Below are 17,532 nucleotides of genomic sequence, written 5' to 3' on the forward strand. Positions count from 1 at the left end.
TTGGCGTTTGATGCTTTCATCACATTATGTTTTCTGAAAATCCGAAGACAACATTCAGGAAACCCGAAGACATGTCCCTTCCCCCCAACGTATATGACGCCGAACCCATTCCCGCCGCAGCCCGGGCCGAGATTGACCGGATGCTGGAATCGGGTGATCTGTTCCGCTACACAGCGCCCGAAAGTGCGCCCGTGACCCTTCTGGAACGCGAGTTTGCCGACCTGATGGGCACAAAATACGCTCTGGCGGTGTCGTCCTGTTCGGCGGCTTTGTTCCTGTCCCTCAAGGCGCTTGGCCTGCCGCGGGACGCGCGTGTGCTGATCCCTGCCTTTACCTTTGCCGCGGTGCCCTCGTCGGTGGTGCATGCCGACTGCATTCCGGTCCTTTGCGAGGTGGGCGAAAATTACCGTATTGATATCAACGATTTTGCGGCAAAACTTGAGAGCAATATCAGTGCCGTCATTGTCAGCCATATGCGTGGACATACCTCGGACATGGATGCAATCACGGCGCTTTGCGAGGCCCGCGAAATCCCGATGATCGAAGATGCGGCGCATTCCTTGGGCACCACCTGGAACGGTGCGAAAATCGGCACCATCGGGCGCGTGGGCTGTTTCAGCTTTCAGTCCTACAAACTGGTCAATGCCGGCGAAGGCGGGATCATGGTCACCGATGACCCCGATCTGATTGCCCGCGCCGTGATCATGTCGGGCGCGTATGAGCATAACTGGGCCAAACACATTACCCAGCCCGATCCGGCGCTGGATGCCGCCTTTGCCAGGGCGCAGAACCAATTGCCGCTGTACAACCTTCGGCTCAACAACATCTCGGCGGCCATCATTCGCCCGCAACTGCCCGAAATTGCCCGCCGCGTCACAGACGGCCGCGCCAACCACGACTATGTTGCAAAGTTGCTGAATGCATCCCCCTGGCTGCAGGTGCCGGAAAAGCTTGAAAAGGAAAACCGCGCGCCGGATTCCATTCAGTTCAACCTTGTTGGCCTGAGCGACGAAGAAACCCGTGCCTTTGCCAATGCCGCCGCCGCGCGCGGCGTCAAGGTGCAGGTGTTCGGCCTGTCGGCGGACAATGCCCGCGCCTTCTGGAACTGGCATTTCCTGCCCGGTGAAACGCCTGACCTGCCGCGGACCCGTGCGATGCTGATGCGCGCCTGCGACACCCGCCTGCCCGCCCGGCTGAAACGTACTGAACTTGACCTGATCGCCGGGGCCCTGACCAGCGCCGCCGATGATGTCATGGGCGATACCCGCGCTTACGGGACTTGACCACCGGCCTGCGCCGGCGCTGAATGGGCGGAAAAGGGGCATGTCATGGATTTCAGCAAAGGGGCCGCCTGGATCAAAGGGCAGATCATGCCGATTGATCAGGCCACAATTGGCGTCACCGACTGGGCGGTGACCCATTCCGACGTCACCTATGACGTGGTGCCGGTGTGGGACGGGGCGTTTTTCCGGCTGGACGACTATCTTGACCGGTTCGAGACCTCAATGACCGCCCTGCGCATGGAAACCGGTATGGACCGAGCTGCAAGGACCCGTGCCTTGCACGCCATGGTCGCGCGCTCGGGCCTGCTGAACGCCTATGTGGCCATGGTAGCGGCCCGCGGGGTACCGCTGATCCCCGGCAGCCGCGATCCGCGCGACTGCGCCAACCATTTCTATGCCTGGTGTGTGCCCTACGTGCATGTTGTCAAACCCGAGATTGCGGATCAGGGCATTGCCCTGTGGTTGTCGGAAACCACCCGCCGCATCCCGCCAGACAGCGTGAATCCACGTGCCAAGAACTATCACTGGGGCGATTTCACCGCCGGATTGTTCGAGGCCAAGGATCGTGGTTTTGAAACCGTTGTCCTGCCCGATCACGCAGGCAATGTGACAGAAGGGCCGGGATTCAACATCTTTGCCCTCAAAGGCGGGCGCGTGGTCACACCCGATCAGGGTGTTCTGCATGGAATCACCCGCCGTACCGCGATCGAGCTTTGCACCTCTGAAGGCCTGCAGGTAGATCAGCGCGCCCTCCCTGTCACGGAACTGATGCAGGCGGACGAAGTGTTCCTTTCATCCTCGGGCGGCGGCATCATTCCTGTGGCCCGGATCGGCGAGAGAACTTTTTCAAACGGCGCCGCCGGCCCCATCGCCAGCCACTTGCGCCAACGCTATTTCGCCCTGCTGAAGGATCCGGCCTTCCGCACAGAAATCCCGTATTGAACAGGCAGGTTGCCCAAAATAAATAGCTGCCCGCATCCCCGCGGGCAGCCTGTTCCGTGAGCAATGAAAAGTTTGTCCGTTCGTTATTCGGCCTTGCCGGCCTCGATCGAAATCTGCACCTCAACCTCGTCGCTGACGTAGGGCGCAAACTTGTCCACACCAAAATCCGACCGCAGAATGGTGGTGGTTGCATTGAACCCCGCCCAGGGCTGACCGTCTTTCATCGGGTGTCCTGTAGCTTGATTCAGCTTGGCATCCAGAACAACCGATTTGGTTGTCCCGTTCATCGTCAGGTCGCCTGTGATATTGGCGGTGTTGTCACCCGTCACCTCGATCCCGGTGGATGTAAAGGTCACCATGTCCCCATCGCTGGCACCAAAGAAATCATCCGACATGAAATGCTCGAACCGTTTCTCCCAGCCGGTCATCATCGACATCACCGGCATCGAAACGCTGACTGATGAGTTGGCAGGATCTTCCTGATCGAACATGATCTCACCCTCAAACCCCGAGAACATGCCGAAAGTGGTCGAGAAGCCCAGATGCTGGTAGGAAAACACCACCTGGCTATGGCTGGGGTCCAGCGTATATTTCTCGGGTGCGGCCAAAGCCCCGGATGCAGTCAGTGCCAGAGCGGCAGCAGCAAGGATTGTTTTCATTTTTGGTTTCTCCATAACGCGTTAAAACATTCTGGAGATGTAAATAGGCTGCCCGTGAAAACGGGCAACCCGGCAATTTTAAACATATCGTGTGGACTGGCGAACAACCGCCAGTTTCAGCCTGCGTCGTTAATCGCAGCGCGCAGCGCACGTTCTGTCGTCTTGCTGTGGATAGAAAGCGCCACAACCTGATTGCCATCCGCATCGCGGGCCGTCAGCGACCCATCCTGAAAATTCAGTTCCGACAGCGAATCCAGATCATGACAAGAGGTCACCGCAGGATGACCCAAATTGTCAAACTCAACGATGCGAAGCTGCCGGTTTATGGTGTCAAATTCAATTTCCGGCTCGTCGTCCGGCTGGTCCATGGCGCTGATGCACATCACCCCAAGACCCAGCATCGAAAATGAGAACACCAGCTTGATCAACTGCATTGCCGCATCACCGGCCCCTGACGGCAGCAGCCAGACACCAACTGCGGACAGGATCAAGGATGTGCCCGCCACCATTTTCACCGCCTGACGCAAGACCACCGTTTTGGGGGCCGTCGCCTTGTCAGGGCGTATCTGTGCAGTCATTTGCGATGTATCAGGAAGCGCAACCATTCTTCTATCCTCACTATTTTACTCCTTATTAGTGTCAGTCAGAAAAACGACAGGAATTGGGCGGCTGCACGGTGAATTTCTGGCAGTTGCAATCTACCTTGCGTGGCGCCGCGATCCGTCGTATACGCGCCCTTCCTTTCGCAGATGAATTTGACCCGCGCAGACTCTCGTGGATGGGCCGCGAAAGGATCTAACGGCCCACCTTTGAAATGCGCCTTGATAGAAGTGGAGCAAACATGCCGCTGTATGAGCATGTAATGATTGCGCGTCAGGACTTGTCCAACACGCAAGCCGAAGGCCTGATCGAACATTTTGGTGCCGTGCTGTCCGACAATGGCGGCAAACTCGTCGAGCACGAGTATTGGGGCGTCAAAACGATGGCCTACAAGATCAACAAGAACCGCAAGGGCCACTATGCCTTTCTGAAAACCGATGCGCCTGCCGCAGCGATTCAGGAAATGGAACGCCTGATGCGCCTGCATGATGACGTCATGCGTGTTCTGACCATACGGGTCGACGAACATGCCGAGGGCCCCTCGGTTCAGATGCAGAAGCGCGAAGAGCGCGGCGACCGTGGTGATCGTGGCGAACGCCGCGAACGCCGTTGATCATCAGCTTGAAGAAAGGACGCTAAACCATGGCTACAAAACCGTTTTTCCGTCGCCGCAAAGTCTGCCCCTTCTCGGGCGATAATGCACCCGCGATCGACTACAAGGACACCCGTCTGCTGCAGCGCTACATCTCGGAGCGTGGCAAGATCGTGCCGTCCCGTATCACCGCCGTCTCGGCCAAAAAGCAACGCGAGCTGGCCCGCGCCATCAAACGCGCCCGCTTTCTCGCCCTGCTGCCCTATGCCGTGAAGTAAGGAGAAAAGCAGATGCAAGTTATCCTTCTTGAACGTGTGGCCAAGCTGGGCCAGATGGGCGAAGTCGTTGACGTAAAGCCCGGCTTTGCGCGCAACTATCTGCTGCCGCAAGGCAAGGCGCTGTCGGCGTCACAGCAGAACATCGCAGACTTCGAAGCCCGCAAATCGCAGCTTGAAGCACAGAACCTGGAAACCCGCACCGAGGCCGAATCGATGGCCGCCAAACTGAGTGGCCAGCAATTCATCGTGATTCGCCAGGCCTCGGACTCTGGCTCGCTTTATGGCTCGGTCAGCACACGTGACGCCGCCGAAGCTGCCACCGAAAATGGCTTTACTCTGGATCGCAAGCAGGTTTCTCTGACCCGCCCGATCAAAGAGCTGGGTTTGCATGACGTGATCGTATCGCTACACCCCGAGGTCGAAGCCACGATTCAGCTGAACGTCGCACGCTCGCCCGAAGAGGCCGAGCTGCAGGCGTCGGGCAAATCGATTCAGGATGCCGCTGCAGAAGCAGACGAAGCCGCCGATTTCGAAATCGCCGAGCTTTTTGAAGATATCGGCGCGGCCGCCTCGGAAGATGAAGATCTTGCCGATATGGTCGAGGGCGATTCTGGCGCTGACAATCGCGAAAACGGCAACGATGACGACGAAAACTGATTAATTAGTCACGTTGACGGAAACAATAAAAGCCGCGCAATCTGATTGCGCGGCTTTTTTTATTCAATAAACCATACTCACAAGTATTCTCGACAATTGACTTTAAATTGTGCTAGCCTTATCGCCTAGTGGTAGTAGTTTCCTCGCTTTGCAATTGAGGTGAGGCTTGTTTTTTTTTGTTATGAGGGAAGCGTAATGAACTCTATTGATAAATCGGTCGGCGCACGTATACGGACCTACAGGAAAGCTTTGGGGCTTAGTCAGACCGAATTGGCTGATGCAATCGGCGTCAGGTTCCAGCAGGTCCAGAAGTACGAAAGCGGTGCGAATCGCGTTGCGGCATCCCGCCTTTGGCAGATTGCTGAGACTTTGGGGGTTTCGGTTGTTTCGCTGTTTCAGGATCTTCGGGATGATCCGGCATCGTCACGCGAAAGCTGCGAACTGCTTGACCTTTTCCACCGCCTGCCGGATTCTAAACGCCCGATGGTCGTAGCCTTTATTAAGGCCCTGTCGTCGGAACGTATCATGGAGCCGGAAAAGGCTGAAACTTAATCAATTGACGCGCTAGAGGGGGGCTCTATCCGCGTGCGTGACCAGGAACGCCAATGGACCTAGTTGACCTTCACAATGCACAGGAAAACGATGCCCTCTTCACCACGTTCCTGCATCAGGTTCGTGAAAAGTACGAATTGGATCATGCCGCGTATGCCGGGATGAACCCGATCAGTGGTACGACGCATGGGCACGTAACCTATTCTTCTGACTGGACCACGCATTACTTTCAGAACAAATTTCACGAGATAGACCCGACACTGGCCGAGGCGCGGCGCAGTATCGCACCGGTCGACTGGGGCCGCCTTGGGGAACGCGACAATTTTCGCGCTGTGTTCAATGATGCGCGCGAGTTCGGCATCGGCGATTGCGGCATGACAATTCCCGTTCGGGGCCCCTATGGCGACATTGGCGGCTTTAGCGTGACGCGCGATTGCGGCGAGCGTGAGTGGGGTTTGCTCAAACAAAAGATTATAGGCGAGTTGCAGACCCTCGCCGTACATATGCATGATATGGTGATCCGGGCGGACCCGCTGAGCCGGGTTCTCAATGCCCCGTCCCTTTCAACCCGCGAAGTTGAGATCCTTCAGTGGACAGCTGCAGGCAAATCTCAGCAGGACATCGGCGATATTTTGTCGATTTCCCATCGCACAGTCGAGGTCCACTTGCGTTCGGCCCGGCAAAAGTTAAGTTCCCTGACGACGCCGCAAGCGATTGGGCGCGCCATCAGTTTGGGCCTTATCTACCCCCGCTAGTTGTAAATTTACCACTATAAGACGTATAACTCACAGGCGTGTGATGCTTCCCGGTCCTAAATACGGGATTTCCCCAATGGTTTTGGCGGTAGAATTTTCTACTCTCTGACTCATGAAGCCACCACTCAAGGGGAAACCAAGATGATCTTAGTCATCGATGCAATAAACAAAGAAAAATTCGGCGGCGTACTGGACGAGATGTTCAGGTTGCGAGCCCGGGTATTCGGCGACCGCCTGGGATGGCAGGTCAATGTCGCGAATGGAATGGAACGGGATCTGTTTGATGATCTTGATCCGGCCTATGCTGTCGGGCTGGACGACCAGGGGGAAGTCGTCTCCTGTGTACGTGCGCTGCAAACGACAGGGCCACACATGCTGGCAGATGTGTTTTCCGATATTCTGGATGGCGAACCTCCGCTGCGTAGTGCCACACTGTGGGAATCAACACGCTTTTGCGTAGACACAAAACGTCTGGGCCGTGGCCGGGACCGGAATTCAGTATCCTATGCCACCTGCGAACTCATGATCGCCTCGCTTGAAGCGGCGAAGCAGGCTGGTGTAACCGATATCGTCACCGTTATCGATCCGGTGATGGACCGTGTCCTGAAGCGTTCGGGCAATGCACCCTATGACTATGTTGGCAAACAGGCCGACATGGGCAAGGTGCCCGCCCTGGCGGCCCTGCTTGACTGCACTGACGAACGGATTGAACGGATCCGCGAATTTGGTGGAATCGAGGAAGATGTTTTTATCTCAGATGAAGCCGCTCTTGCCTTGCCGGCAATCAAGGCCTTGTCCGAGCAGCCCAACGAGCCACAGGATGACCTAGCTAAATACTGTAAAGAACAGATCGCAATGGCCAGCACTGATGAAGAACGCGCAGCGGCCCTCGCCCTGCAAGACGCGCTTGGAACCATAATTCGTTCACGCCCCAACTGCGACGCCTAACCCCCAGAAGGTGCCGTCTTCCCGGGGTAGATTGACCCTCCTCCTCGGGGGCGAATGAACGAGTAGGGCCGCCCCATTTATAGGGGCGGCCCGCTTTATTTCAGGTCTGGTACGACCGGGCTGACTGGTTCAACCCGGCCGCTGGTCTGTTATTCGTCGTTCAGTGCCTCAATGGCTTTTTCCAGATCGTCTTTGCTGATTTCTTTGTCTTTGACGTCAGCCTTTGCGACCACATGATCGACAACCTTATCTTCAAAAATCGGAGCACGCATTTGCTGACGCATCTGCGGGTTTTTCTGTACGAATTCAAAAAACTCACGCTCTTGCCCCGGATACTGACGCGCCTGGTTCATCACCGCCTGAGTCATCTCGGCATCGGTCACTTCGATCTCGGCTTTCTGCCCCAGGTCGGCTAGCAACAGCCCCAGACGTACGCGGCGCGCAGCCAGGGTATTATGCTCGTCTGTGGTTTCGATTTCCGGGTGGTCATGGCCCTGCACGTCAGGGTTTTCCTCATGCCACATCTGATGGGCAATCTGTTTGGCTTCGGTTTCAACCATGGTCGGCGGAAGCTCAAAGCTGACTTTCTCGTCCAGCGCGTCTAGCAGACCGCGTTTCAGGATCGCACGGGCAGCGCCCGCGTATTCCTGCTCCAGACGCTCGCGGATCTGTGTCTTCAGACCCTCCAGGTCTTCCGCACCGTATTTCTGAGCAAGCTCGTCGTTGATCTCAGCGGCAGCCGGGGCTTTTACGGATTTGATCGTGCAGTTGAAAACCGCTTCTTTACCGGCAAGGTGCTCGGCCTGATACTCTTCAGGGAAGGTCACGGTCACATCTTTTTCTTCACCCGCCTTTACACCAACCAACTGTTCTTCAAAGCCGGGGATAAAGCTGTTTGATCCCAGTGTCAGCGGGTAATCTTCGGCGCTGCCACCTTCAAACGCTTCTCCGTCAACCTTGCCGACGAAGTCGATCACAACCTGATCGCCGTCTTTGGCCTTGCTGCCCTTCTTGCGATCTTTGAAGTCCTGGGCGCTTTCCGCCAGATTGCCAAGTGCCTCTTCAACACCCGCATCGTCGGCCTTGGCAACCAGTCGTTCCAGCTTGATTGACGTCAGGTCAATCTCGGGAATTTCCGGCAGTGCCTCATAGGTCAGCTCGACCTCGACGTCGTCGCCCTCTTTCCATTCCTGGTTGGCCATCTTGACGTCAGGCTCGAACGCCGGGCGTTCACCCTTTTCCTCAAAATGCTTGGACATGGCGCCATCGACAGTTTCCTGCATGGCTTCACCCAGAACGCTCTGACCAAATTTCTTCTTGATCAACGCCAGTGGTACCTTGCCTTTGCGAAAACCCTTCAGTTCGATATCGGGCTGCGCATCTTTCAGCTTCTGCATCACCTTGTCGTCCAGGTCCTTGGCGGACAGGATCATCTTATAGGCGCGCTTTAGGCCTTCGTTCAGTGTTTCGGTGACCTGCATTGTTCGTCCTCTCATATGCATTAGGCCGCGGAGGCGTCCGCGGCGGTCAAAATCAGGGGCCGTTCTAGGTGTGCCGCGCCCGGCTTGCAAGCAGAGTCTTGCGAATTGGGCGGCGTAAAACCTCTGCCTGCCCGATCTGCGAGAAAAGCAACCGAAAAGCCGTCATGAATCCGCTTCCAGGGCCGAGCCATGAGCGGGGATAAACATGTGTTGGGGCCGATCAGAAAAAGATTTTACACCTGCCCGCATCGTTCGGCTTTCTTCTCTTGGGCGCTGGCGGTCTGGCCGGTCTGCGTCGTCTGAAAAAGACATAAGACTGACGGTTCTGTGAAAACCATGAAAAGGCCGCGCTTCCGGGCGCAGCCTTTTTCTATGGGGGCAGACGGACCTTAAGTTGCAGAAACTGTCGCTTACACTGCGCCCGCCAACCCCTGCACCTGCGCCCAGACGGCCTCTTCCAGATCAACCGGGTCCATGGCTTGCTTGCCCTGCCCCGGCATCCGCGCACCTTCGTCCATGGCAACACCTTCAGCCACCTGTTCCAGACGATCGTAAAACGCGCCTGAAACGTCAGGGTCCATCAGCAGATAGAACTGGCCCAGATCATGCGGTGGCCCCTCGGGCGCCTTCAACGGCTTCACATCGCGGCTGACCACGCCGCCGGTCATGCCCGCCGCCAGCAATTCGGCCATCAGGCCAAAACCCCAGCCCTTGTAGCTGCCCATGCTGACCAGCGATCCGGCCAGCGCCGCCTCGGGGTCGGTTGTGGGGTTGCCCGCCGCATCCACGGCCCAGCCCTTGGGGATGCTTTCGCCTGCCGCCTTGGCCATGGTGATCTTGCCCAATGCCACCGTGGTGGTGGACTGGTCAAACTGCATTGCAATTCCGCCCGTGCCGTCGGGCACGGAAAACGCAATCGGATTGGTGCCGATCACACGGGTCTTGCCGCCCGGTGGCGCCACGATGGGCGAGGCATTGGTCATTCCAATTGCAACCAGCCCCTGCATGGCAATCTGTTCAGTGAAATACCCCAACGACGTGCAGGTATGCGCGTGACCAACTGCCAGGCTGGCGGTGCCGCATTCCCGTGCCGCTGCCAGCGCCTCGGGCAGCGCCCGCGCAAACGCAGCCTGGGCAAAGCCATATTTTGCATCCACCATCACCGCACCGGGTCGGGGCCGCGTCACCACAGGCTCGGCATCGCCTTTGACCCGTCCGGTTTCCAGCTGTTTGCAATAGCTTTCCAGATAGTACAGCCCACAGATCTTGTTGCCGACAGATTCAGCCTTGCGCACCGCGCGGGCCACTTCATCTGCAACCCATGGCGCCGCGCCATGCCGTTGCAACGCTGTCTTTGTGGTTTGTTCAATGTCGTTCAGGGAAATCTGTACCATGTCGCCTCCGGATGCTTCGGGCGTGACATTGGTCCAGGCGGGTCGTGCCGTCAATCGCAACCACCCAAAGCCTCTGGTATTTCAGCGAAGATATAGAATATTAGCAGAACCCACTGAAAAACTTAAAACACCTCAGCCGGGTACAACCCTGCCCTGATCCAGCCGCACCACGCGATCCATCCGTGCCGCCAGTTCAAGATTATGGGTGGCGATCAGCGCCGACAGGCCGGTGCCCCGCACCAGTTCTACCAATGTATCAAACACCTGATCCGACGTCGCCGGATCCAGATTGCCCGTGGGTTCATCCGCCAGCAGCAGCCGCGGCTCATTGGCCAGCGCCCGGCAGAACGCCACCCGCTGCTGTTCGCCCCCGGACATGGCCGAGGGCCGGTGATCGGCCCGTTCACCCACACCGACCCGTGCCAGCAGGTCACAGGCGCGTGTCAGCGCCTCACCGCGCGGCACACCATCGGCAAGTTGCGGCAATACGACATTTTCGCAGGCGGTAAATTCGGGCAGCAGATGGTGAAACTGATAGATAAACCCCACATCCTGCCGCCGCGCCACCGTGCGCCGCCGGTCACTTAACCCCGTCATATCCACGCCGCCGATTTCAACCGTTCCCGCATCGGGCGTATCCAGCAGCCCCGCAATATGCAAAAGCGTCGACTTGCCCGCACCCGAAGGAGCGACCAGCGCCACCATCTCGCCTCTGGCAAGTTCCAGGTCGGCACCGTCCAGAACCGTCACCTCACCGGTCTGGCCCTTCTTATAGGTCTTTTTAAGACCGCTCAGCCGCAGCATCACCTCACTCATAGCGCAGTGCCTCCACCGGGTTCAGCCGCGCCGCCCGCCGCGCCGGAAAGATCGTCACCACAAAGCTTAACCCCAAAGACAGGGCAACCGCACTGGCGACATCGCCAAACTGCAGCTTGGCTGGCAGATGATAAATCCCCCGGATCGACGGGTCCCAGACCTGCCCACCCATCATCACGTTCACAAAGCTGAAAATCGGATCGATATAGATCGCAAAGAGACACCCCAGGATCACCCCCATCAGGGTGCCGATCAGCCCGGTGAACGCCCCACAGATGAAAAACACCCGCAGCACCGACCCTTCGGTCAGGCCCATGGTGCGCAGGATGCCGATGTCGCGCCCCTTGTTCTTGACCAGCATGATCAGCCCGCTGGTGATGTTCATTGCGGCAATCAGCACAAGAATCGACAGGATGATGAACATCACATTGTCTTCCACCTCCAGCGCCCGCAGAAACCCGCCGCTGGCATCCTGCCAGGTCCAGACCAGCGCCCGGTCTCCGGCGGCGCGCAGCAGGGACAGCGCCAGATCGTCTACCGCCTCGGGGTCTTCTACCATCACTTCCAGCTCATCCGCCCGCCCCTCACGGTTGAAATAGCTTTGTGCCTCGGCAAACGGCAGGTACACCCGCACCTTGTCGATGTCATACCGCCCGGCAGAAAAGATATAGGCCACCTCGTAGGCGTTGATCCTGGGGCTGGTGCCAAAGGCGGTCTTGACCCCGTTGGGCGAGATCAGCTTGATCCGGTCGCCCAGCCCCACGTTAAGATCCTGCGCCACGCCCGATCCGATGGCGATGGGCCAAAGGCCTGTCTCAACGTCCTTGCCCCTGCCGAAATCATCAATCGCCCCGCGCGCCGTTTCAGCGTTGGCAATCCGCGGAATCGTCTTGAGGTTCTCCAGTGTGATGCCAAACACCTGCACACCCGCGTTGCGATCGCGCGCGTTTGCCATCACCTGGCCTTTGACCAGCGGCGCCACCCGTGTCACCCCCGGCACCTCGCGCACCCGTGCGGCCATAGCCTCATAATCCTTCAGGGTTCGGTCAACCTGGCCGGTCTGCGCGTCCGTCTCGCCTGCGTTGTAGACGGTCACATGCGCGTTCGAGCCCAGGATCGTATCAACAAATTCAGCCCGAAAACCTGAACGCACCGCCAGCGTCGCAATCAGCGCAAAGACCGCCAGCGTGATGCCGATCAGGCTGATCCATGTCATCACACTGACACCCCCCTCAGCCCGCTTGGCCCTCAGGTAACGCCAGGCGATCATCCATTCAAAAGGGGCAAAAGGGGCGGGCGAAGATGCCATGAACGGCTCCGGGGTTTGTTTCGCGCAGACACTGCGTTTTGTGGGCGGTGGCGTCAAGAAGACAGGGCAGCTTTCCGCCTCAGATAAAACGCACGGCCCCAAAGGCAATCGTCGCACCCGTTCACAATTGCTGCTTGAACGCGATTCTCCAAGGTCGCGCAAAACGGTTAAATCTCTGTAAAATAACGATTTCCCGACATTTAAATCCATTGTGTGCTATGTACCTCAAACGTTACGGCATACCGCAGGATTGGAGAGCCCGATGAAACTTTCGGTCGTACAACAACCGCCGGTCTATCTGGACCTGGCAAAATCAATGGAACGCGCGGTCGAACTTGTCGCCGCTTCGGCAAAGCAGGGCTGCCAGATGGTGGTCTTCCCCGAGGCTTGGCTTCCCGGCTACCCGACGTTTGTCTGGCGTATGGCTCCCGGTGCGGGAATGGGCAAAACCGACGCGCTTTATGCCTTGTCGCAAGCCAATTCAGTGGACCTGTCCAGAAATGGCCTTGCCCCCCTGCAAGAGGCCGCCCGCGACCATGGCACGGTCATCGTTCTGGGGTATCAGGAGGTCGATGGCGCGGTCAGCGGCAGCACGCTGTACAACAGCTGCGCGATCATTGATGCCGATGGCCGGATTGCCAACAACCACCGCAAACTCATGCCCACCAACCCCGAACGCATGGTCTGGGGCTTTGGCGACGGATCGGGCCTGAACGTGGTCGATACCGCCGTTGGCCGCGTTGGTGCCCTGCTCTGTTGGGAAAATTACATGCCTTTGGCACGATATGCGCTTTATGCCCAAAATATCGACATCTATGTCGCGCCCACGTGGGACAGCGGCGACACATGGCTTGCCACCATGCAACATATCGCACGCGAAGGCGGGTGTTGGGTCATTGGCTGTGCAACCGCTCTGGAGGCCAGCGATATTCCCGAAGACATTCCTTACCGGGATGAACTCTTTCCGAGCAATGATGAATGGGTGAACCCCGGTGATGCGGTCGTCTACCAACCTTTCGGCGGTCTCTCGGCTGGTCCGATGCACAAGGAAAAGGGGCTGCTGGTCACCGATATCGATCCCGCCGCCGCCCGCGCCTCGCGCCGGAAATTCGATGTTTCCGGCCACTACGCCCGGCCCGACGTGTTCACCCTGACTGTCAACCGCGCCAAACAATCGCCGGTCGAGTTCGAATAAGACCGACCCGCAGTTCGCACCATGCGATGCGTTCTGTGCGACCACATTGGTTTCTGACCCCCTGTCAGGCAGGTGAAGCGCACGTATTAAATCATCTGAAAATAGCCCGACAGAGTTGTATTTTGTACGTTTTGTACGCCGGCAGCCAAAAATTCGGATGCCAGCGTACGAAATTCACGTACAAAACGTACGGATCGTACAAAACAGGCTCAGGCGGGATGGCCCTCAGCCCGACGCCGCCGGAACAGTCTGGCCAAACCGCCCAACAGGATGCTTAACACACCATACCCGGTCAAATAGCCTACCGCCGCCAGCCCCAGCCCCTGCGGGGTCAGCGGGACCGCCGGTTGAAAATCGGACAGGGCCTGCCTTGCAACTCCGGAATCTGTAAAGCGCCAGAAATTCAACACCTTATCGGCCATCGCTGACCCTTTCAAAACCTCGAGATCATTGGTCAGCCGGTCATATCGCTCCAGCACATATCCCATCGAAAGCGCCTGAGCCTGAGCCATTTTTCCACCCTGGCGCAAATCTTCCATGGCGGTGTCACGGCTCAACCCAAGGCTCTCTGCATCCGCATCGAACCGCGCCACCACATGCGAAAGTTCGTCCACAGCACCTGAAAGGCGCTGCATATACTGTTGAGAATACTCAGGAAATTGCGAAAGCCCGGCGGCGCCAGCCAAGCCGCCCGCCAATGCGAGTACCTTGATAAACATCTGCTCTGCCTCGTTTTTTTGCAGAGCAGTATACCCGATTACACCCAAGTGTGGAATGATTGCTTTGCCATCGGCTGGGCAATGTTATGGTGATGATGCGGGTGATAGATTTCTAAAATCTTTTCAATGGCTTGCTGCGGGGGCATTTCAACGCTTTCCCCCGTACGGCGGCTGGTCAGCTCGACCACACCGTTTTTCAGGCCCCGCGGCCCGACCGTAATCCGCCAGGGCAGTCCGATCAGGTCCATCGTCGCAAACTTGCCGCCTGCCCGCTCGTCCCGATCGTCATATAAAGCTTCTAAACCAACAGCTTGCACGGCTTTGTAAAGGCTTTCACAGGCGGCGTCCGCCTCGGTATCACCCTGCTTGAGATTGACAATGCCCACATGATACGGCGTCACCCCTTCGGGCCAGATGATCCCCTTGTCGTCATGACTGGCCTCAATGATCGCCCCGACAAGGCGGCTGACCCCAATCCCGTGGCTGCCCATATGCACCGGTACCGGCTTGCCGTCCGGGCCCTGCACCGTGGCGCCCATTGCCTCGGAATACTTTGTTCCGAAATAGAAAATCTGCCCAACCTCGATTCCACGGGCTGTCCGCCTGCGGTCTTCGGGTATCTTGTTGAACTCGGCTACGTCGTGGGTTTCATCCGTCCGGGCATACCTGCTGGTGAACTCTTCAAGAACGGCCTGACACTGTTCAACAGAATCGTAATCCAGTTCCCGGTCACCAAATTTGAGATCGGTAATCTGGCTGTCATAGAACACTTCGGATTCACCCGTGTCAGCCAACACCAGAAATTCATGCGTATCATCCCCGCCGATCGGGCCGCTGTCAGCGCGCATCGGAATGGCCTGAAGCCCCATCCGTTCATATGTACGCAGGTAGCTGACCAAGTGGCGATTGTAAGAGTGAAGCGCGTCTTCTTTTGTTAAATCAAAGTTATAGCCATCTTTCATCAAAAATTCGCGGCCCCGCATCACACCAAAGCGCGGGCGCACCTCGTCCCGAAATTTCCACTGGATATGGTAAAGCGTCAGCGGCAGATCTTTGTAGCTACCTACGTGCGAACGAAAAATATCTGTAATCAGTTCTTCATTCGTGGGCCCATACAGCATATCGCGCCCGTGGCGGTCGGTAATCCTGAGCATTTCAGCGCCATAATCATCATACCGCCCGCTTTCACGCCACAGGTCAGCGGATTGCAGCGTGGGCATCAACATAGGAATATGCCCGGCGCGCGCCTGCTCTTCGTGCACGATATTTTCCAGCTTGCGCAATACCTTGAAACCTAAAGGCAGCCACGAGTAGATCCCGGCACTGGCCTGCTTGATCATCCCCGCACGCAGCATCAACCGATGGCTGACAATCTGCGCCTCGGCAGGGGTTTCCTTGAGAACGGGCAGAAAATAGCGGGACAGGCGCATGGTGGACCTCGGAAATTTGATGTTATCCCCCGTTTATGGCTTTGCGATATGGCACACAAGCCATGTTGCAGCCTTTTCGCGCCACTGCTCTTGAAAGCCGCGCGACCATGGGCGATGTGTAAGACAGACCAGAACCCGAGGTAGCGATGGCCCTGCCCGTCAAGGATCAGATGAAATACTGGGGGATCGCTTCGGCGGTCTTCTTTGTGCTGCTCTGGTTCCTGGGCGATGTCATCCTGCCCTTCGTTCTGGGCGGAGCGATTGCCTATTTCCTTGATCCCGTCGCTGACCGGCTCGAAGCGATGAAATTCAGCCGGGCGGCCTCGGTTGCGATCATCACGCTTGTGGCGCTTTTGGTGTTCGTGATCATGGCCCTGCTGGTCGTACCGACACTGGTTGAACAGGCTATTGCGCTTTTCAACATCGCACCTCAGCTGGCGCAGGACCTGCAACACTTTCTGACCGACAGGTTCCCGGACTTGCTTGACAGCAACTCGACAGTACACAAGACGTTGATTTCGCTGGGCGAAACCATCCGAGAGAGAGGCGGGCAACTGCTGCAAACCGCGCTTAGTTCAGCGGCATCACTGCTTAATGTAGTGGTTTTGTTCGTCATCGTGCCGGTGGTGGCTTTCTACCTTCTGTATGACTGGGATCATATGGTTGAAAAGGTCGACGACCTTCTGCCCCGCGATCACGCGCCCGTCATCCGCAAGCTGGCCACCGAGATTGACCAAACACTTGCAAGTTTCATCCGCGGCATGGGCACTGTAAGCTTAATTCTGGGCACCTATTACGCGGCGTCATTAATGCTAGTCGGATTGCAATTTGGTCTGGTCGTGGGCTTTATCGCCGGGCTTATCACCTTCATTCCATACGTTGGGGCGCTTGTTGGGGGCGCACTGGCCGTCGGGCTGGCATTGTTTCAGTTCTGGGGGGATTGGGTCTCGATCGGACTTGTCGCAGGCATTTTCGTTCTTGGCCAGGTGATCGAGGGCAACATCCTGACCCCCCGTCTGGTAGGCAATTCGGTGGGATTGCATCCTGTCTGGCTGATCTTTGCCTTATCGGTATTTGGCGCACTTTTCGGGTTTGTCGGCATGTTGGTCGCCGTCCCTGTCGCTGCATCTATTGGTGTTCTTGCCCGGTTTGCCCTTGGCCAATACAAGGACAGCCGCCTTTATCTTGGTCTGGCGGCGCGGGACGAAGAATAATGGCACAGCAGCTTAGCTTTGATTTGCCCGCCAGGCAGGCTCTGGGGCGCGACGATTTCTTTGTCTCGCCCGCCAACGCCGAGGCCGTGGCAATGATCGAAAGCTGGCAGGGCTGGCCCAACCGCAAGCTGGTACTGGCAGGCCCCGCGGGCGCTGGCAAAACCCACCTGACCCATGTCTGGGCCGCGTTGACCGGTGCACATATCCTATCCGCCACCCATTTGATCGGGGCGGATATACCCGCCCTGGCCGCCGCCCCCGTCGCGGTTGAGGACGCAGACCAGATCGCCGGAGACCGCGCCATGGAAGAGGCGCTTTTCCATCTGCACAACCTGATCCTGGCCGAAGGGCAATCGCTTTTGCTGACAGCCACTACCGCACCCAATTTCTGGGCCCTCACCCTGCCCGACCTGGCCAGCCGCATGCAGGCCACCACACTGGTAAAATTGCGCGCGCCGGATGACGCACTGCTGTCTGCCGTCCTCATGAAATTGTTGTCAGACCGGCAATTGTCGCCTGGCCCGGATATCATTCCCTATCTTACGCGCCGCATCGACCGCTCGTTTGAAACCGCACGCAGGGTAATAGACGCCCTTGATCGCACAGCGCTCGAGACCGGGCGGCCCATCACCCGCAAACTGGCGGCGAAGGTGCTGGACAACCTGGGCGGATAAGGCCACAATTGACCTCTTCCCAAAACGTTACATA

General features: G+C 57.6%; 20 protein-coding genes. 12 read left to right on the forward strand and 8 right to left on the reverse strand.

Annotation, left to right across the window (positions count from 1 at the left end):
* The first annotated feature begins 71 nt into the window (after nt 1-71).
* Together PEL8287_RS17465 and PEL8287_RS17470 are read left to right on the forward strand one after the other, a co-directional pair.
* A complete protein-coding gene (locus PEL8287_RS17465; RefSeq protein WP_085893721.1) occupies nt 72-1,283 on the forward strand; it encodes a DegT/DnrJ/EryC1/StrS family aminotransferase in 1,212 nt (403 codons plus the stop codon).
* Nucleotides 1,284-1,328: 45 nt separating this feature from the next.
* Complete coding sequence (locus PEL8287_RS17470) at nt 1,329-2,225, forward strand: aminotransferase class IV (RefSeq protein WP_085893722.1); 897 nt, start codon at nt 1,329-1,331, stop codon at nt 2,223-2,225.
* A gap of 83 nt (nt 2,226-2,308) precedes the next feature.
* Here the strand turns inward: PEL8287_RS17470 and PEL8287_RS17475 are convergent, their stop codons facing one another.
* Both PEL8287_RS17475 and PEL8287_RS17480 read right to left on the reverse strand, forming a co-directional pair.
* Nucleotides 2,309-2,884, reverse strand: coding sequence for a YceI family protein (locus PEL8287_RS17475; protein ID WP_085893723.1), 576 nt, complete (start codon nt 2,882-2,884; stop codon nt 2,309-2,311).
* Between the two features lie 116 nt (nt 2,885-3,000).
* On the reverse strand, nt 3,001-3,489 hold the full coding sequence (locus PEL8287_RS17480) for a hypothetical protein (RefSeq protein WP_085893724.1): 489 nt from the start codon (nt 3,487-3,489) through the stop codon (nt 3,001-3,003).
* 236 nt (nt 3,490-3,725) lie between these two features.
* Between PEL8287_RS17480 and rpsF the strand changes: the two genes are divergently transcribed.
* The 6 genes from rpsF (at nt 3,726) to PEL8287_RS17510 (ending at nt 7,266) form a co-directional block, all read left to right on the forward strand.
* A complete protein-coding gene (gene rpsF, locus PEL8287_RS17485; protein ID WP_085893725.1) occupies nt 3,726-4,097 on the forward strand; it encodes a 30S ribosomal protein S6 in 372 nt (123 codons plus the stop codon).
* A 29-nt stretch (nt 4,098-4,126) separates the two neighbouring features.
* Nucleotides 4,127-4,354, forward strand: coding sequence for a 30S ribosomal protein S18 (rpsR, locus tag PEL8287_RS17490; RefSeq protein WP_025061827.1), 228 nt, complete (start codon nt 4,127-4,129; stop codon nt 4,352-4,354).
* Between the two features lie 12 nt (nt 4,355-4,366).
* Nucleotides 4,367-5,011, forward strand: coding sequence for a 50S ribosomal protein L9 (rplI, locus tag PEL8287_RS17495; RefSeq protein ID WP_085893726.1), 645 nt, complete (start codon nt 4,367-4,369; stop codon nt 5,009-5,011).
* Between the two features lie 195 nt (nt 5,012-5,206).
* Entirely contained in the window at nt 5,207-5,563 is a 357-nt protein-coding gene (locus PEL8287_RS17500) for a helix-turn-helix domain-containing protein (protein WP_085893727.1), read from the forward strand.
* Between the two features lie 53 nt (nt 5,564-5,616).
* On the forward strand, nt 5,617-6,318 hold the full coding sequence (locus tag PEL8287_RS17505; protein ID WP_085893728.1) for an autoinducer binding domain-containing protein: 702 nt from the start codon (nt 5,617-5,619) through the stop codon (nt 6,316-6,318).
* Between the two features lie 141 nt (nt 6,319-6,459).
* Nucleotides 6,460-7,266 carry an acyl-homoserine-lactone synthase gene (locus tag PEL8287_RS17510; RefSeq protein ID WP_085893729.1) on the forward strand — a complete coding sequence of 269 codons (807 nt, stop codon included), beginning with the start codon at nt 6,460-6,462 and terminating at the stop codon, nt 7,264-7,266.
* 149 nt (nt 7,267-7,415) lie between these two features.
* On the opposite strand, the gene tig is transcribed toward PEL8287_RS17510, so the two are convergent.
* Nucleotides 7,416-8,747, reverse strand: coding sequence for a trigger factor (gene tig, locus PEL8287_RS17515; RefSeq protein WP_085893730.1), 1,332 nt, complete (start codon nt 8,745-8,747; stop codon nt 7,416-7,418).
* Nucleotides 8,748-8,986: 239 nt separating this feature from the next.
* Here tig and PEL8287_RS20575 point away from each other — a divergent pair, with 239 nt between their 5' ends.
* Complete coding sequence (locus PEL8287_RS20575; protein WP_370737930.1) at nt 8,987-9,061, forward strand: VPLPA-CTERM sorting domain-containing protein; 75 nt, start codon at nt 8,987-8,989, stop codon at nt 9,059-9,061.
* Nucleotides 9,062-9,157: 96 nt separating this feature from the next.
* On the opposite strand, the gene PEL8287_RS17520 is transcribed toward PEL8287_RS20575, so the two are convergent.
* From PEL8287_RS17520 to PEL8287_RS17530, 3 genes are all read right to left on the reverse strand, one after another.
* A complete protein-coding gene (locus PEL8287_RS17520) occupies nt 9,158-10,141 on the reverse strand; it encodes an Ldh family oxidoreductase (RefSeq protein ID WP_085893782.1) in 984 nt (327 codons plus the stop codon).
* Between the two features lie 132 nt (nt 10,142-10,273).
* Nucleotides 10,274-10,957: an ABC transporter ATP-binding protein gene (locus PEL8287_RS17525; RefSeq protein WP_085893731.1), complete on the reverse strand. Its 684-nt coding sequence runs from the start codon at nt 10,955-10,957 to the stop codon at nt 10,274-10,276.
* Nucleotides 10,950-12,266, reverse strand: coding sequence for a lipoprotein-releasing ABC transporter permease subunit (locus PEL8287_RS17530; protein WP_085893732.1), 1,317 nt, complete (start codon nt 12,264-12,266; stop codon nt 10,950-10,952). Before PEL8287_RS17530 ends, PEL8287_RS17525 begins: the two co-directional genes overlap by 8 nt.
* Nucleotides 12,267-12,528: 262 nt before the next feature.
* On the opposite strand from PEL8287_RS17530, the gene PEL8287_RS17540 reads away from it, so the two are divergent.
* On the forward strand, nt 12,529-13,461 hold the full coding sequence (locus PEL8287_RS17540; RefSeq protein ID WP_085893734.1) for a carbon-nitrogen hydrolase family protein: 933 nt from the start codon (nt 12,529-12,531) through the stop codon (nt 13,459-13,461).
* 209 nt (nt 13,462-13,670) lie between these two features.
* Here the strand turns inward: PEL8287_RS17540 and PEL8287_RS17545 are convergent, their stop codons facing one another.
* Complete coding sequence (locus PEL8287_RS17545) at nt 13,671-14,180, reverse strand: DUF2937 family protein (protein WP_085893783.1); 510 nt, start codon at nt 14,178-14,180, stop codon at nt 13,671-13,673.
* A 38-nt stretch (nt 14,181-14,218) separates the two neighbouring features.
* Nucleotides 14,219-15,610, reverse strand: a complete 1,392-nt coding sequence (gene proS, locus PEL8287_RS17550; protein ID WP_085893735.1) for a proline--tRNA ligase — start codon at nt 15,608-15,610, stop codon at nt 14,219-14,221.
* Between the two features lie 146 nt (nt 15,611-15,756).
* On the opposite strand from proS, the gene PEL8287_RS17555 reads away from it, so the two are divergent.
* Nucleotides 15,757-16,824: an AI-2E family transporter gene (locus PEL8287_RS17555; RefSeq protein ID WP_085893736.1), complete on the forward strand. Its 1,068-nt coding sequence runs from the start codon at nt 15,757-15,759 to the stop codon at nt 16,822-16,824.
* A complete protein-coding gene (locus PEL8287_RS17560; RefSeq protein ID WP_085893737.1) occupies nt 16,824-17,498 on the forward strand; it encodes a P-loop NTPase family protein in 675 nt (224 codons plus the stop codon). Before PEL8287_RS17555 ends, PEL8287_RS17560 begins: the two co-directional genes overlap by 1 nt.
* The last annotated feature ends 34 nt before the right edge of the window (nt 17,499-17,532 follow it).

Source organism: Roseovarius litorisediminis, from assembly GCF_900172295.1.
Classification (GTDB): Bacteria; Pseudomonadota; Alphaproteobacteria; order Rhodobacterales; family Rhodobacteraceae; genus Roseovarius; species Roseovarius litorisediminis.

Bases quoted from the DNA above. Each gene is read 5' to 3' on its own strand.
- PEL8287_RS17465 (WP_085893721.1), top strand. From the start codon at position 72: ATGTCCCTTCCCCCCAACGTATATGACGCCGAACCCATTCCCGCCGCA.
- PEL8287_RS17470 (WP_085893722.1), top strand. From the start codon at position 1,329: ATGGATTTCAGCAAAGGGGCCGCCTGGATCAAAGGGCAGATCATGCCG.
- PEL8287_RS17475 (WP_085893723.1), bottom strand. From the start codon at position 2,884: ATGAAAACAATCCTTGCTGCTGCCGCTCTGGCACTGACTGCATCCGGG.
- PEL8287_RS17480 (WP_085893724.1), bottom strand. From the start codon at position 3,489: ATGGTTGCGCTTCCTGATACATCGCAAATGACTGCACAGATACGCCCT.
- rpsF (WP_085893725.1), top strand. From the start codon at position 3,726: ATGCCGCTGTATGAGCATGTAATGATTGCGCGTCAGGACTTGTCCAAC.
- rpsR (WP_025061827.1), top strand. From the start codon at position 4,127: ATGGCTACAAAACCGTTTTTCCGTCGCCGCAAAGTCTGCCCCTTCTCG.
- rplI (WP_085893726.1), top strand. From the start codon at position 4,367: ATGCAAGTTATCCTTCTTGAACGTGTGGCCAAGCTGGGCCAGATGGGC.
- PEL8287_RS17500 (WP_085893727.1), top strand. From the start codon at position 5,207: ATGAACTCTATTGATAAATCGGTCGGCGCACGTATACGGACCTACAGG.
- PEL8287_RS17505 (WP_085893728.1), top strand. From the start codon at position 5,617: ATGGACCTAGTTGACCTTCACAATGCACAGGAAAACGATGCCCTCTTC.
- PEL8287_RS17510 (WP_085893729.1), top strand. From the start codon at position 6,460: ATGATCTTAGTCATCGATGCAATAAACAAAGAAAAATTCGGCGGCGTA.
- tig (WP_085893730.1), bottom strand. From the start codon at position 8,747: ATGCAGGTCACCGAAACACTGAACGAAGGCCTAAAGCGCGCCTATAAG.
- PEL8287_RS17520 (WP_085893782.1), bottom strand. From the start codon at position 10,141: ATGGTACAGATTTCCCTGAACGACATTGAACAAACCACAAAGACAGCG.
- PEL8287_RS17525 (WP_085893731.1), bottom strand. From the start codon at position 10,957: ATGAGTGAGGTGATGCTGCGGCTGAGCGGTCTTAAAAAGACCTATAAG.
- PEL8287_RS17530 (WP_085893732.1), bottom strand. From the start codon at position 12,266: ATGGCATCTTCGCCCGCCCCTTTTGCCCCTTTTGAATGGATGATCGCC.
- PEL8287_RS17540 (WP_085893734.1), top strand. From the start codon at position 12,529: ATGAAACTTTCGGTCGTACAACAACCGCCGGTCTATCTGGACCTGGCA.
- PEL8287_RS17545 (WP_085893783.1), bottom strand. From the start codon at position 14,180: ATGTTTATCAAGGTACTCGCATTGGCGGGCGGCTTGGCTGGCGCCGCC.
- proS (WP_085893735.1), bottom strand. From the start codon at position 15,610: ATGCGCCTGTCCCGCTATTTTCTGCCCGTTCTCAAGGAAACCCCTGCC.
- PEL8287_RS17555 (WP_085893736.1), top strand. From the start codon at position 15,757: ATGGCCCTGCCCGTCAAGGATCAGATGAAATACTGGGGGATCGCTTCG.
- PEL8287_RS17560 (WP_085893737.1), top strand. From the start codon at position 16,824: ATGGCACAGCAGCTTAGCTTTGATTTGCCCGCCAGGCAGGCTCTGGGG.